At 40.9% G+C, this 14,482-nt stretch carries 10 protein-coding genes; 8 read left to right on the forward strand and 2 right to left on the reverse strand.

The annotated features are described in order from the left end of the window. Window positions 1-45 precede the first annotated feature (45 nt). From PseudUWO311_RS24600 to PseudUWO311_RS10710, 5 genes are all read left to right on the forward strand, one after another. Window positions 46-2,508, forward strand: coding sequence for a LysM peptidoglycan-binding domain-containing M23 family metallopeptidase (locus PseudUWO311_RS24600; RefSeq protein WP_142655231.1), 2,463 nt, complete (start codon window positions 46-48; stop codon window positions 2,506-2,508). Between the two features lie 178 nt (window positions 2,509-2,686). Continuing rightward, window positions 2,687-3,691: a phenylalanine--tRNA ligase subunit alpha gene (gene pheS, locus PseudUWO311_RS10695; protein ID WP_142655232.1), complete on the forward strand. Its 1,005-nt coding sequence runs from the start codon at window positions 2,687-2,689 to the stop codon at window positions 3,689-3,691. 32 nt (window positions 3,692-3,723) lie between these two features. Further along, entirely contained in the window at window positions 3,724-5,568 is a 1,845-nt protein-coding gene (gene hepA, locus PseudUWO311_RS10700) for a heterocyst formation ABC transporter subunit HepA (protein ID WP_142655233.1), read from the forward strand. A 106-nt stretch (window positions 5,569-5,674) separates the two neighbouring features. Then, a complete protein-coding gene (locus tag PseudUWO311_RS10705; RefSeq protein WP_142655234.1) occupies window positions 5,675-7,183 on the forward strand; it encodes a hypothetical protein in 1,509 nt (502 codons plus the stop codon). 151 nt (window positions 7,184-7,334) lie between these two features. Further along, window positions 7,335-8,177: an ABC transporter permease gene (locus PseudUWO311_RS10710; protein ID WP_142655235.1), complete on the forward strand. Its 843-nt coding sequence runs from the start codon at window positions 7,335-7,337 to the stop codon at window positions 8,175-8,177. A gap of 91 nt (window positions 8,178-8,268) precedes the next feature. Here PseudUWO311_RS10710 and PseudUWO311_RS10715 read toward each other — a convergent pair whose 3' ends face one another. Together PseudUWO311_RS10715 and PseudUWO311_RS10720 are read right to left on the reverse strand one after the other, a co-directional pair. Beyond that, on the reverse strand, window positions 8,269-9,048 hold the full coding sequence (locus PseudUWO311_RS10715) for a TIGR03943 family putative permease subunit (protein WP_142655236.1): 780 nt from the start codon (window positions 9,046-9,048) through the stop codon (window positions 8,269-8,271). Between the two features lie 93 nt (window positions 9,049-9,141). Then, window positions 9,142-9,753 carry a TetR/AcrR family transcriptional regulator gene (locus PseudUWO311_RS10720; protein WP_142655237.1) on the reverse strand — a complete coding sequence of 204 codons (612 nt, stop codon included), beginning with the start codon at window positions 9,751-9,753 and terminating at the stop codon, window positions 9,142-9,144. An 84-nt stretch (window positions 9,754-9,837) separates the two neighbouring features. Here PseudUWO311_RS10720 and PseudUWO311_RS10725 point away from each other — a divergent pair, with 84 nt between their 5' ends. The 3 genes from PseudUWO311_RS10725 (at window position 9,838) to PseudUWO311_RS10735 (ending at window position 14,269) form a co-directional block, all read left to right on the forward strand. Further along, window positions 9,838-11,163 (forward strand): HlyD family secretion protein, encoded by a 1,326-nt coding sequence (locus PseudUWO311_RS10725; RefSeq protein ID WP_142655238.1) that lies wholly within the window; start codon window positions 9,838-9,840, stop codon window positions 11,161-11,163. A gap of 84 nt (window positions 11,164-11,247) precedes the next feature. After that, window positions 11,248-13,221 carry an ATP-binding cassette domain-containing protein gene (locus PseudUWO311_RS10730; protein WP_142655239.1) on the forward strand — a complete coding sequence of 658 codons (1,974 nt, stop codon included), beginning with the start codon at window positions 11,248-11,250 and terminating at the stop codon, window positions 13,219-13,221. 13 nt (window positions 13,222-13,234) lie between these two features. Next, window positions 13,235-14,269 (forward strand): hypothetical protein, encoded by a 1,035-nt coding sequence (locus tag PseudUWO311_RS10735; protein ID WP_142655240.1) that lies wholly within the window; start codon window positions 13,235-13,237, stop codon window positions 14,267-14,269. Window positions 14,270-14,482: the final 213 nt, after the last annotated feature.

Genomic DNA, 14,482 nt, shown 5'->3' on the forward strand with positions numbered 1-14,482 from the left:
GACGAGGATCTAACAACCAATGTTTCCCTGACGTTGGGTGAAAAGATGTCCTCTTTGAAGGTCCGTCGTTCACTTGCAGTTTTAGGATTTGCTCTATCCGCTGGGACTGTGGGGGTGTTGGTAAACCAACAATCAGCAAACAATAATCTTAAAGCTTCACCTGTTGCTGCGTCATCTCGAACATTGACTGATGTGATGTCGCAAAATCAGGATCGCAAATATGAAATGGCAAGAACTGCGATCGCCTCAGGTATATGGGACAACTCCCAAGGCGTTATTGTGCATGAGGTTAGAGAAGATGAAACCTTATGGAAACTAACTCAAGTTTATCAAGTTGACGCGGCTGCGATCGCGGCTTCAAATAACATCAGTGCAAATACTGAGTTACAACCTGGCACTAAGCTACTAATTCCTCCTGTGAACGGATTGGTGCACAAGGTTAAATCTGGGGACACTCTGGAGGCTATTTCCAGTTACTACAACGTTCCCAAGAGTGAAATTATTAAGTTTACGTCTTTAAGTTCTGGCGACTTTTTGGCTATTGACCAGTCTCTAGTAATTCCAGGAAATGTATCGACTTTAATGCAAGTTAAAGAAGGTCATGTTAAGAGACAGTTAGTTGCTGAAAAAGAGCGCTTAATGCAGCGTTTACAGGAATTAGAAGGTAAAAAAGCAGTAGCTACATTAGCTAGCACTAGTTCTAAGTCAACTATGGCTGAGAACGACATTGCTAAGCAGCCAAAGTATATTTCCTACCGAGTTCAGAATGGCGACACCATTGAAACAATCGCACGTCGCAACGGAATTACTCAAAAATCAATTATCGAAGCAAATAAGCTAGAAAACCCTCAATGGTTGGAGCTTAATCAAGAGTTAAAGCTTCCTCAAGATCGCAATCTGCCAGCAACCCAAACGATTGCATCTTCTAATGAAAAGCCGATTAAGCAGATCCCTTCTCCTGTAGCATCTTTGTCAGAGACTACTAGAGTTGGAGAATATTCTGCCCCTAGAGGTGTTGAGCCAGTCATGGTTACTGCGGCAACACCGATGGTTTTGCCAAAAGATGCAGTAAAAATTGCAGCAGCTAATCGCATTTCCCCATGGGGCGGATTGATGCAGCTAACTGGAACTGAGGCTTCTGCGAATCTGCCAATTACACCCGCACAAGAGCAGTCAGCTAGCCTGCAAGCAAAATCAACAGCTATACAACCAAACCTCCCAGTTGCTGGTGAGCCAGCAATTAAGGTTGCAGTTGCACTTTTTCCCTTTGCGCCCAGTCAGCTACTCGGTGAATTAGGCGGTTCTAACAATAAGAAAAGTCCTGCGATGTCTTCAACGGCACTTAATCTGCCAGCCAGATCGATCGCTACACCAGCTATTCCTTCATCAAGTGCAGCCGAGCAGTTTAGCAACAATAGATCAATACCCATTGAAGCAAACTCTTCTCAACCAGTAGCTGAGCCTAAGATTCAATTCTCCCCGAGAATTGCGACAGCTTTATCGTTACCGCAGATTCCTACAGCACTGATCAAGGAGCAGAGAGTCAGTTTGGTTAATGCTCCTGTGGAAACAATAAACCAACCAGCAGCTGAGCCAGTTACAAAGTCTTCGCCAGTAGCAGCAATATCAGTTCCGACTATTCCTGCAAATCGGGTAGTCGAACAAAATGGTAACTCTAACTCCGAGCCTGCATCTGCTGTCCCACAACCTGCATCTGAACCGAACGTTCAGATCCCTGCAAGGTCAGCTGCTAGCCTTGTACCGAAAGTTCCAGTATCAGCATCTATTGACCAGCAGACTGGGATCATTGCACAGCCAAATCAAGTTGCCCTATTGCCTGAGCCTGAAGCAAGGATGACTTCTCTTGAAGTTAAGCGTCTGGAATCAGAAGTGGATCAACTTAACAGTAAAGTTCGTGAAGCTGAAATCAAGGAAGCAGCTCGTAAAGCCGAAGCCGCAAGAATTGCAGCAGCCAACTTAAATGCTTCACCTAATCCTGATCGCAATTTCGATAGTAATCGTAGTGCGATCGCAAATCCTGGGGATCGCTCAGGAATTTCTCCACAGTTGCCACAATTGACGGCTAGCGCTTACTTGCCAGATGTCCAAGACTATGGATTGTCAACTGGGTTTATCTGGCCTGCCGATGGTGTATTTACCTCTGGATATGGCTGGCGTTGGGGCAGAATTCATGCAGGTATCGACATCGCAGCACCTGTTGGCACGCCAATTTTGGCAGCAGCTTCGGGTGTAGTTGAGTATGCTACTTGGAATGATGGTGGCTATGGCAATATGATCGATATTCGCCATGCTGATGGCACAATCACCAGATATGCTCACATGAATGAGCTATATGTCAAAGAAGGTCAAACCGTTAGCCAAGGTCAGACCATTGGCGCAATGGGAAGCACTGGTTTTAGTACTGGACCTCATCTCCACTTTGAAATCCGTCCTAATGGTGGCAGTGCGATCGATCCAATGGCATTTTTAGCTAGTGCCAAAAGATAAGGTTTAATCGTAAAAACTACAGAGAGTTGAGGCGCGAAGAGCCTCAACTCTCTGTAGTTTTTTGACTGACTATAGATATAGAGCGTACTAATGAACTTTAGTGATCGCCTCAGAGTTTGTATTTTTTCTGCTAAAGTTATCATAGAAAGAATTCTTCATAAACAAATAGGAAGCGTTGATGGCAACGGACTTAGAGGGCTTAACTGCCCAATTGCAATCTCTAGCAGAACTCGCAACAAAATCAGTTGGAGATGTGCAAACTCCTGAAGAATTAGAGCAGTTAAGAGTTGAGTATTTAGGAAAGAAAGGTACTCTTTCTCAGATTCTTGGCGCGATGGGTAAATTATCTGCTGAAGAACGTCCTCAAGTTGGTGCGATCGCCAATCAGGTTAAGCAAACATTACAAACCCAGCTAGAAGAACGCAAAACTAAAATCCAGCAATTATTAATTGCCAAGCGTTTGGAAGCAGAAACTCTTGATGTGACAATGCCAGGAATACTGCATTCTTATCAAGGTAGACAACACCCAATCCAAAGCACAATTGACCGTATGTTGGATATTTTGGTGGGTTTGGGATTTACCGTTGCTCAAGGACCAGAAATCGAGACAGATTATTATAACTTTGAAGCTCTAAACACACCAGCTGACCATCCAGCCCGTGACATGGCAGACACTCTATATTTGAGTGATGGGAAATTACTACGATCGCAAACTTCCTCAGTGCAAATTCGCTATATGGAAGAAAACGATCCCCCTTTAAGAATCGCTTGTCCTGGACGTGTTTATCGCAAAGATGACATAGATGCTACTCACTCACCAATTTTTCATCAGATCGAGCTTTTAGCTGTCGAAGAAGGGCTAACTTTTGGGGATCTCAAAGGCACTGTCAAAACCTTCGTGGAAGAATTACTCGGTGAATGTCCTATTCGCTTCCGTCCTAGCTACTTCCCTTTCACTGAGCCATCTGCTGAAGTTGATGTTATGTGGAATGGACGGTGGCTGGAACTTGGTGGCTGTGGTATGGTTGATCCAAACGTTTTCAAGGCTGTTGGCTATGATCCTGAACTAGTTACTGGGTTTGCTTGGGGATTTGGTGTAGATCGTGTAGCTATGGTTTTACATAAAATAGACGATATCCGCCGTCTATTTACTAGTGACTTACGCTTCTTACGTCAGTTTTAAATTGAGACTCAAGATAGATATTGGTCAAACCCATGTTCCTGAAAACAGATTTTTTCAAAAATATTGTAAGAAACAGTAAATTTTGGCGACACAACTACATTTTTCTTCGGGAATTTAAGTATTTTTGGTTAATTGCTTTACTTGCAATAATATTTTCTCTTCTAGGAGTAGTATTTGAAGGGATTGCTGTAGGAGTAATTAATTTATTCCTACAAAGTATAACTAGTCATAGCGCATCATCATCTCAAGCAGGTACAGGTTGGATAGACACTTTTATCTTAGGAGTACAATCTAGCCATACAGAAAGACTCAACAGATTGGGGCTTTTAGTGATTGTTGCTGCTTTTTTGCGTTCAATATTTTCTTATTGGGCGGCAGTATTTGCTCTATCAACAGAGTCTTCATTTGGTGATCGCTTACATAAATCAATGTTTGAGCAGTTGTTAAGTGTGAGTTTGAGTTATTACTCAAGTTCAAAGTCTGGCGACTTAATCAATTCAATGACACATGAGATAGAGTCTATCCAGCGGTCTTTTTCATCTACTTCGGCACTTGGTATTTCTGGGGCAACGCTGATAGTTTACATTATCTCAATGTTTGTTATATCTTGGCAATTATCCATAGTTGCTTTAATTCTATTTGGTGCATTGTCGTTATTTATAACAAAATTTGGCATTAAAGTAAGAGAATTGAGTTTCCCAACATCACAAGCTTATTCTAGTTTTGCTTCTCGTACACTTGAATTTATTAATGGTATTCGCACAATCCAAACCTCATGCACACAAAAATTTGAGAGGGAAAGATTTTATAAAAGCTCATTAAATTTGAAGAAGACACATCTTAATTTGTTCTCTTATATGAGTCTTGTACGTCCTTTGGCAGAATCTATTTCCACTGCAATTTTGATTGGTATTATTTTAGTAGCATTTAACTTTCTCGTAATTGCGGGAAAATTAGAAATCTCTGCTTTGCTGACTCTTATGTTTGTTTTGTTTCGTATGATGCCCCTTGTGCAACAGGTTAATGGTATAAGAACAGAATTAGCAGGCTTTGCAGGCTCATACAGTAAAATTAGGAGTATTCTGCAAGAAGAGGATAAAGTTTATCTATTAAATGGAAGCTTAGAGTTCAAAAATCTAGATAATTCCATTGATTTTTTGTCAGTTAATTTTAGTTACAGTGCAGATCAACCGATTTTACAGGATATTAATTTGTCTATTAAATGTGGTCAAACTACAGCACTAGTCGGTACTTCAGGAGCAGGAAAAACTACATTAGCTGATTTAATCCCAAGATTGTATGACCCAACTCAGGGTAGAATCCTGATTGATGGAATTGATTTGAGGGATTTGGAAATCAATTCTCTACGTCGTAAGATGGCTATTGTCAGCCAAGATACATTTATATTCAATGCTTCAGTTAGAGAAAACATTGCTTATGGAGTAGATATAGTTGATGAAATAGAGTTACAAGAAGTTGCTAAACAAGCCAATGCTCTGGATTTTATCCTAGAAATGACTGAGGGATTTGATACAATACTTGGTGATCGCGGTGTAAGATTGTCAGGCGGACAAAGACAAAGAATTGCGATCGCACGAGCTTTGCTACGAAAGCCTGAAATTTTGATTTTAGATGAAGCAACAAGTGCTCTTGATTCTGTAACAGAGAGATTGATTCAAGAATCATTAGAAAACTTATCAAAGGGATGTACGGTAATTATGATTGCCCATCGACTTTCGACAATTGTTCGTGCTGATAACGTAGTTGTTTTGGAAAAAGGAGAGATTGTTGAACAAGGAAGTTATCAAGAGCTTATAGAGAAGAAAGGTAGTTTATGGAAGTATCATCAAATGCAAAATGAGTCGTCCCAAAACTAAAAAGGAAATAATCACAGATGGAATTAAAGCAAACAATTAATTTTTTGTAATTTTAAAATAGCACTTCCCTTCTTAAGCTTGTTATTAAGTATGTGTAGTTAAACAAATGGATGTAAGTTCTTCTCTTTCAATAAAAACAGATCTCAATCGTTATGAACAGTTGATAGTAGAAAATGAAAAGCTATCATCTTATTTTAGATCTCAACTGGTTGAAACCACCCGTATATGTCGATTACATTGTCCTGAAACTGATATAAATAATAAGACGATTTGGAACACTGCTTCTAATGTTATTGCGCCGATCATTTTTGGCTTCGTCTATTGGGTTTTAATAGAAGCGAAGCAGAAAGGTATTCAAAGACTATATTTCATGGCTAGGGATGGGCAAATTCTTTTCAAGGTTGCTCAAACGATCATCAGTCAATGGGGATATGAGATTGATTGCCGATATTTTTACGGGTCGAGGCAAGCTTTTCACTTTCCCGCCATTGAGTCTATAGGTGAACAGGAATTTAATTGGCTTATGGATAATCCGGGATTTCTTTCGATTCGGATTATCTGCGAACGAGTTAATCTGAAGCCAGAACTAATTGCTGATATCCTCTCTAGATATGACTTTAGAGAAGACAGTTGGGACAAAGCGCTTAATGATAGTGAACTTATGATCTTGAGAGAAATCTTTCAAGATTCATCTGTTTTAGAGCAAATTCTTGCTATGGCTAAGATATTTCGGGACAAAGCTATTGGATACTTTAAGCAAGAAGGAATGGGAGACAAAATACCTTATGCAACAGTAGATATTGGCTGGTCTGGTAAATCTCAAAGATCTCTGAGTAATCTTTTAGCAGCAGGGAACATCTACCCAGATACGGGCTTACAAGGCTTTTTCTTTGGTCTACTTAGTAGTACTCAGGCATTCCCGAAGGATCAGTTAATGCCTTATTTTCTGGGAGTTAATGACAGAAGCGATCGCTATTTTTTATGTGATCCTCAAATTTTAGAGTTATTTATGGCAGCAGATCATGGAAGTACGGTTAGATATGACAAACAAGATGACAGGTATATACCTATTTTAAGATCTGAAAGTAATGAAAGTGGTATTGAGTGGGGCTTATTAGTGCAGCATCAGGCAATTGTTGATTTTGCTGAGTGTCTAACTAAAAATCTACAACCACAAGAATGTAAATCTGATTACTTTAAGCAAATCACTGAAGACTTACTGAAAGTTTTTATTTGTAATCCAAGTAAGGCTGAGGCTGAATCCTTTGGAGCACAACCATTTTCTCGCCATCAATCAGAAAGCAAGTTCTATGATCTTGCTCCAAAGTATGGATTCAAAGATACTTTAAAAATTTTATTTTCAAATTACATTCATGCTTTTGCTTGGCTGCCTGCTTCAATTCAAAGAAGCCATCTGTTAGCCAAGATTGCACTAAGATATATCAATGCTCGCCAAAATAGTTTTACATATTCTAATTATGCGTGGCAAGAATTACAAAAGGGCAATAAGAATTCGTCTCGCAAGCTTGCTATGAAGGCTCTAAAATCTAGTCCAGTTATTTTATTATCAAAACGATTTATTCGCATGAGTTTTTTATTGTTTTTTAATATATAAAATATTAATGCGATGCATAAGGGATCTACGATTTAATAAAGTACCAAATATACTTTCTTCCCAGTGAAAGACGTTTTGGCGCTCCGCGCCAAAACGTCTTTCACTGGGAAGAAAGTATGAGAGTTGTGGACTGAAAGGATGTAAATACGTTATGGATGACCAAAGTAGCATTTCCCAAAAAGAACTAGTAATTGAAGCTGGGCGAACTGAGAAGCAGTATTGGAAGGATTTGTGGCGCTATCGGGAACTATTTTATTTCTTAGCATGGCGCGATATTTTGGTGCGATACAAGCAAACTGCGATCGGGATTACTTGGGCGCTGATTAGACCATTTTTGACGATGGTTGTGTTCACTGTAGTTTTTGGACAGTTAGCTAAATTGCCTGATCAAGGAGTACCTTATCCAATTCTTGTTTTCACAGGAATGCTTCCTTGGCAGTTTTTTTCTAATGCTTTGGGTGAATGCAGTAACAGTTTAGTTGGAAATGCAAATTTGATTTCTAAGGTGTACTTTCCTCGATTGATTGTGCCGACTAGTGCTGTGATTGTGAGTTTTGTGGATTTCTTGATTTCAGGGATGATTTTGTTGGGATTAATGGCATATTATAGCTTTGTCCCTGATTGGCGCATTTTGACTTTGCCGATTTTTATTCTGATTGCCTTTGCAGCCTCTATGGGGGTAGGTTTATGGTTGGCGGCGCTGACTGTGCAGTATCGAGACTTTCGGTTTGTTGTGCCATTTATCATCCAATTTGGGCTGTATATTTCTCCAGTTGGGTTTAGTAGCAGTATAGTTCCAGACCAATGGCGGTTGCTATATTCCATCAATCCAATAGTAGGGGTGATTGATGGTTTTCGTTGGGCTATTTTGGGGGGTGAATCTAAGCTTTATTTACCTGGCTTTACTCTATCTTTGGTACTTGTTTTGTTGTTTCTTTGGAGTGGTATTTGGTATTTTAGAAAAATGGAACGAACGTTTGCTGATGTCATCTAATTCTTAAGAACTACATATCAAAAAAAACAAAGCGACCGTGTAGTGGGTGCTTTGCTTTTTTTGATGTTTAAGCGTTCTTCTGTCGAAGTACTTAGTAATCGTATGGGTTTTTCGGTTCCGAGATCGCAGTGATATTACTTGCGACGATCACAACTTGGCGCTTGCCATTGGATGTTTCCACATCGGCTTGACCTTCTATTTGTAACCAGCGATCGGGTGGATAGCTAGAACGACTTCCCGTAATCTTTACTGGCAGACTGACAGGATAGACATCAGCAGCGCAGCAGGTGATCACAAATCGCGTAATTAGAAACATATTGTCTGGTTGATCAGGTGCATGGACGACGAAGCCTGTAAGCTTTACCTTCTGTCCTTTATAAGCATCAGGTTCAGGGTAGGCGCTGATCGTACGAACCCATTCTACGAGAGTGCGCTCTTCAGGACGGTTACTAGCGCGAAAAGATTTGGGAATAGTTCTAGCATCGGCAATATTATCAATTACGCCACGATGAATTGCTTTTTCGCTGGTGAAAGGGCGAGGATTGATACATAAAGCGACGATCGCTACAATTAAAAGTAAACTGCTACTCAAGGATGGCTTGATCAATGTCACATGTTGCTGAGTATTGTTATAGCCTCGTCGCCGTTTGGCTACGCGCCAAGCTTCTGCTATTCCCACTACAGTGAGTCCGATACCTGCAATTATGGTTAGTGGAATATAGTTAGGATGGATTAAGAGATATAGCTGTCCAGCAAGCCATAGCTTCAGCAATGTGATTCCCCAAGCGGCGATCGCACAGGATTCTATCCAAGGTAAGAACTTTTGCCAGTAATTGTTTATAAATGATGAATTTGCAGATCGGGATGGCATGGGGAAAGACTACTAAATGGTGACTAGTCTGTATCTTACAGCGCTTTACGATGAAGTAAACTGCACAAATTTCAATAAAAGTTGTGTAGTTTATTATCCTTGAATCAGATCAATCAGGCTATCTACCAATCTTTGAGCAGGAAGTGGCATGATTTCCTTACCATGAATAATCTCCTGTACTACCACATAAGAGACTAGTGAACCAAAGAAAATATGTGCTGTGGCTTCCGAGTCTTTAATGCCTAATTCTGGACGAGAATCAAAGTATTGACTTAATAATTGCCGTCCACGTTGAATGACAGTTTGGTAGTAAAGTTTTGACATTTCAGGAAACCGTGAAGATTCCGCAATTATTACTCTTAATAGACTGAGATATTCTCGATCCTCACCAACTTTGAGTAAGTAGATTTCTGCTAACTGTCGCAGTAACTGCTCAGGTTCACCACACAATTCCTTTGACTCAAAGAGAGTATGAAATCTCGCGATCGTAATTTGTTCGATCAGCGCTTTGAATAAGCTCTCTTTATCATGAAAATAGCTGTAGATAGTTTGCTTAGAAACTCCTGCCTCGATCGCTACCCGATCCATGCTCGTCCCCGCATAGCCATCCCGAAAAAAGACCTGCATCGCTCCCTGCAATATTTTGTGTTGTTTCGTATTACTGGGTTGATTGCTATTCAGAGAGATACTTTCGAGAGAATTCATGAAGTTGATGTAAAAACTTAATCCTATTATACTAGACTGTCTAGTATGATGTAAAAAACTTGATGCTTTGGCAATCTCTAAGTTATGACACATGCTGCCCCCAACTCCTCGAAAGTGCCTCAGACAGAGCCAGCCTCGCAAAATCCCGAACAAGTAGGGGATTCACCGAAAAATCCACCGAAAAAATTCAATCCTCGGTTAGCGATCCCGATCGTGTTGGCGATTGGGGCGATCGGCTATGGGATATGGACAATTTTGCCAAAGCCTGCGGAAACTGTTTTACATATTAGTGGACGATTGGAATCCGATGAAACTGATATTGGCGCAAAGACGGGCGGACGAGTGGCAGCAATTTTGGTGCGTGAGGGCGATCCTGTTAAAAAAGGACAAGTGATCGTTGAGATGGAAGATGAAGAAATTCCCGCGCAACTCAGCGGCTTAAATGCCCAAATTGAATCAGCACGCCAAGAGGAAGTGCAAGCCCAAGCTGAAGTTGCCGTTGCTGAAAGTCGCATCCGCGAGGCAACCTTGAACCTAAAACAATCAGAAGGTGATGCCGTTGGACGTATCGATCAAGCTCAATTTACAGTTTCCGCGACCGAGTCAGATTTGCGGCAAGCGGAAGCACAAGTGAAGCAATCGGAAGCGCAATTACAACAGTCGAGAGCCGAGTTAAAACTGGCAAAAATCGAACGCGATCGCTATGCCGAATTGGTAAAAGAAGGAGCCGTCAATCAGCAGCAGTTCGATCTCAAACAAACGACTTTTTCGACGGCGATGGCGAATGTCGATACAGCCGAAGCCAAGTTGGTGGCGAGTCAGGCGGCGGTGAGGGCAGCAGGCGATCGCTTCCGTGCGGCTCAAGGTGGTTCGATACAGGTGCAATCTACGGGCTTAAACCCCGATATTCGTACCGCTCAACTGGATACCTATTATTTGCAAAGGAGTCAAGCACAGGCGAAATTAGTCGCCGCTCAGGCAAAGGTCAAGAATGCTCAGGCTGAACGCGATCGGATTCAAAAGCGATTGGATTCCTTTAAGGTGAAGAGTCCGATCGATGGCATTGTCCAGAGTCGTCCGCTTGAGTCAGGCGCAGTAGTGGCAACGGGAAAAACTCTACTCACCGTCCTCGATCCCAATCAAGTCTATCTCAGGGGCTACATTCCTGAAGGTCAAATTGGCAAGATTCGCGTGGGACAAACCGCTAGAGTATTTCTCGATTCCAGCCCGAATAAGCCCTTCATCGCCCATGTTTCGCAGATCGACACCAAAGCTTCCTTTACTCCTGAAAATATTTATTTCAAGCAGGATCGCGTTAAGCAAGTATTTGGAATTAAGTTAGCGATCGATCGGCCTGAAGGCTTTGCGAAGTCGGGTATGCCTGCCGATGCTGAGATTGATTTGAAGTAATTAATCTAACTAGAGGAAGTTCAAGAATTTACCTCAATCTTTTTGGATGAGTGCGATCGAATTATAAATACTCCCTAAAAAACAATGCTGCTTACTTCTAATCCCTCAGTTGAGAACTCTATCTCCTTTGATTCTGTAATCTCTGTAAGAAATCTATCGAAGCGCTACGGCAACTTTACGGCAGTTAAAGGCATCAATTTTGAAGTTCAACAGGGAGAAATATTTGGCTTGATTGGTCCCGATGGCGCAGGGAAAACCACTTGCTTCCATATCTTAGGCGGTGTAATGGAATCTTCTGGTGGAGAAGTATTGGTATTAGGAGAAGCCCCGCGCACTGCTCGATTAAATATTGGCTATCTCACGCAGCAATTTTCGCTCTATTTAGATTTGAGCATTGATGAAAACTTACGCTATAGTGCGGGATTGCGACAGGTTCCCGACGATCAATTTGCACTGCGGCGCGATAAGTATTTACGCTTAATGAGTTTAGAGAGGATTGGCGATCGCCTTGCAGGTCAATTATCAGGCGGGATGAAACAAAAGCTGGCTCTCTGTTGTGCCTTAGTGTCCCAGCCACGATTGCTATTGCTAGACGAACCGACTACAGGAGTCGATCCCGTATCGCGCCGTGAGTTTTGGGATGTGCTAGCTGCCCTTGCCGATGATGGGATGACCATTGTCGTAGCAACGCCTTATCTCGATGAAGCCGAGCGCTGTAATCGCATCGCCCTGATGTATGAAGGACAAATTAGCGAAATCGGCACATTACCGCAATTACGCGCCAATCTGAGATTGCAGCGTTTAGAGGTAAGGACATCGGCGCTAGCGGCGGCGGAAGAGGTACTTTTAGAAACCGCAAGGGGGCGATCGAGCATTGCTGACGTGCAGACCTTTGGCGATCGCTTAGATGTGCTGGTAGAAAATCTAGAAACCGATGAGCGAGCCGTGAGACAGGCGTTTAGCGAAAGTTTAGTCCCGATTGATAGCATTCAAGCCAGCGAAGCAACCCTTGAAAATGTATTTGTCACCAGACTGCGGCAGCAAGGCTCCGATCCCTTATTTCTGCCTTTTCCGCGATCTAAGGCACAGAATTTGAGTTATGCAAGAATGGATCGTGTGGCGATCGCTGCTAAAAATCTCCAAAAGACCTTTGGCAAATTTCGCGCCGTCAAAGAGGTGAATCTAGAAATTCGCTATGGAGAGATTTACGGACTGTTGGGCGCGAATGGTGCAGGCAAGACCACGACGATTAAAATGCTATGTGGCTTGCTGGAAGCAACGAGCGGCAAAATGACCTTAGCAGGACAGAGCCAGAATTTACGCAGTAGTGCGTTACGGAAACGGATCGGCTACATGAGCCAAAAGTTCACGCTCTATGACGATCTCAGTATTCTTCAGAATTTAGAATTCTATTGTGGCGTTTACGAAGTTCCTCAACATTTACGCCAACAAAAAATTGCTTGGGTCTTAGAAACCTGTGGTTTAATTGGACGCGAAAATATGCTGACGGGTAAACTTCCGGGGGGATGGAAGCAACGTGTTTCCTTTGGGGCTTCGGTGATGCATGAGCCAGAAATTCTCTTTTTAGATGAGCCGACTTCTGGGGTCGATCCTTTGGCAAGGCGACAGTTTTGGCGCACGATTAATGATTTTGCACGGCAGGGAACGGCGATTTTAGTGACCACGCATTATTTAGAGGAAGCGGAACAATGTAATCGCATGGGCTTTATGGTGGCTGGTGAGGTGGTCTTGCAAGGTTCGCCTACGGAGGTCAAAGCCGCCCAAGTCGGGCAGTTAATCGAACTGAAGGTCGATCGCAATCAACAAGCCGCTAATTACCTAAAAACAATTTTGGAGCCTTGGCGCGTCTCGATCTTTGGCGATCGCCTCCATGTAGTACTAGACGATCCATCGGTCGAGTTGCCGCAAATGCGATCGCATCTAGCCGAAAATCACATTCAAATTTTTAGCGATCGTCCCGTACCTTTCTCTTTGGAAGATGCTTTTATCGGAACGGTACAGCGATCAGAGGCTGGTATAGCTCATTTATCTGAGTAAGGAGAAAAAGAATATGATTAAGTATAAATTTGCTTACGATAGTCAACAAAAGATTATTGATATTCAAACATTATCAAAAGCAACTAAGCAAAGCGATTTTATTTGTTTAGGATGTGGTAACGAGATGGTTCCTGTTCTTGGTGAAAAGAAAGTTAAGCATTTTCGCCATAAAGTTATCAGAGAAATCAACTGTTCTCCTGAAACATATTTACACAAATTAGCAAAGACTAAATTTTATCAAACTTATCAAGATTGTTTAGACAATAACAAACCATTCAAAATTAGAATACTTAAGTATCCAGTTTGCAATTTCTATGAAAAAGACTTTTTGACTACTTGTCTTCTAAAACCAAACATACAAGAATTTGAATTAACTCAATTTTTCAAGAAAATCTATCTGGAACACAAAGTAGATTCTTTTATACCAGACGTATTACTGGAATCTGATAATAAAGAAAAGATTTTCTTTGAGGTTGTAGTTACACACTTACCTAGTGAAGCAAAAATTAACTCGAATTATAGGATTATACAATTTATAATTAACTCTGAAGAAAATATCAAGGAAATTGAATCATGTATCTTGGAGGAATCCCATAGAATTCAGTTTATAAACTTTAAAAAAATGAATAAAAAAGATGACTGGTGTAAAGGGAAATGTATAAATGGCATTGTCCCTTATGCAGAAAAAGAATTACTACACAACGCTTTTATTATTGATAAAAATGGAAGAAGTAGGTTTATCAGAAAATCGATAGATTATATGGAATTATTACACTCAAAAGTCCTATATTTTGAGTATGTTCGACTTACAGATTGCATAGAAGAAGGCGATTTCTATAAACATAAGATAGTTGAGGCTTATAGAAAAGATTTGAAAATCAAAAATTGTTTTTTATGTAGATATCACGCCGAAAAGATTCACGAAAATATTTCGCAAGGAGTATTTTGCAAATTCTTAAAAAAATCTGGTGACTCTAATATGGCTGTGGATTGTCAATACTTAAGACCAGATCCTCAAGTCTTCTCTAACTACACAATAAAATCTTAGTATGAGATATGCAAAGACAAATAGATATGCAGTATGAAATTAAAAAAATTTAAACCTGTTTAGATTAATTGGTTTTTAAAAGCCTAATAAATACATTTTAAACCATTGATTTCACAAATAGATAATCTTTAATTGACAATAAAACTAAAGATACAATTAAAAAATCTGTATGTTCTAATTTTAAAAATTTAAATCCACGAGCCATGACTTATT

This window comes from Pseudanabaena sp. UWO311 (assembly GCF_006937785.1).
Taxonomy (GTDB): Bacteria; Cyanobacteriota; Cyanobacteriia; order Pseudanabaenales; family Pseudanabaenaceae; genus Pseudanabaena.

Bases quoted from the DNA above. Each gene is read 5' to 3' on its own strand.
- PseudUWO311_RS10705 (WP_142655234.1), top strand. From the start codon at position 5,675: ATGGATGTAAGTTCTTCTCTTTCAATAAAAACAGATCTCAATCGTTAT.
- PseudUWO311_RS10720 (WP_142655237.1), bottom strand. From the start codon at position 9,753: ATGAATTCTCTCGAAAGTATCTCTCTGAATAGCAATCAACCCAGTAAT.
- PseudUWO311_RS10730 (WP_142655239.1), top strand. From the start codon at position 11,248: ATGCTGCTTACTTCTAATCCCTCAGTTGAGAACTCTATCTCCTTTGAT.
- PseudUWO311_RS10735 (WP_142655240.1), top strand. From the start codon at position 13,235: ATGATTAAGTATAAATTTGCTTACGATAGTCAACAAAAGATTATTGAT.
- PseudUWO311_RS24600 (WP_142655231.1), top strand. From the start codon at position 46: ATGTCCTCTTTGAAGGTCCGTCGTTCACTTGCAGTTTTAGGATTTGCT.
- PseudUWO311_RS10715 (WP_142655236.1), bottom strand. From the start codon at position 9,048: ATGCCATCCCGATCTGCAAATTCATCATTTATAAACAATTACTGGCAA.
- PseudUWO311_RS10710 (WP_142655235.1), top strand. From the start codon at position 7,335: ATGGATGACCAAAGTAGCATTTCCCAAAAAGAACTAGTAATTGAAGCT.
- PseudUWO311_RS10725 (WP_142655238.1), top strand. From the start codon at position 9,838: ATGACACATGCTGCCCCCAACTCCTCGAAAGTGCCTCAGACAGAGCCA.
- pheS (WP_142655232.1), top strand. From the start codon at position 2,687: ATGGCAACGGACTTAGAGGGCTTAACTGCCCAATTGCAATCTCTAGCA.
- hepA (WP_142655233.1), top strand. From the start codon at position 3,724: ATGTTCCTGAAAACAGATTTTTTCAAAAATATTGTAAGAAACAGTAAA.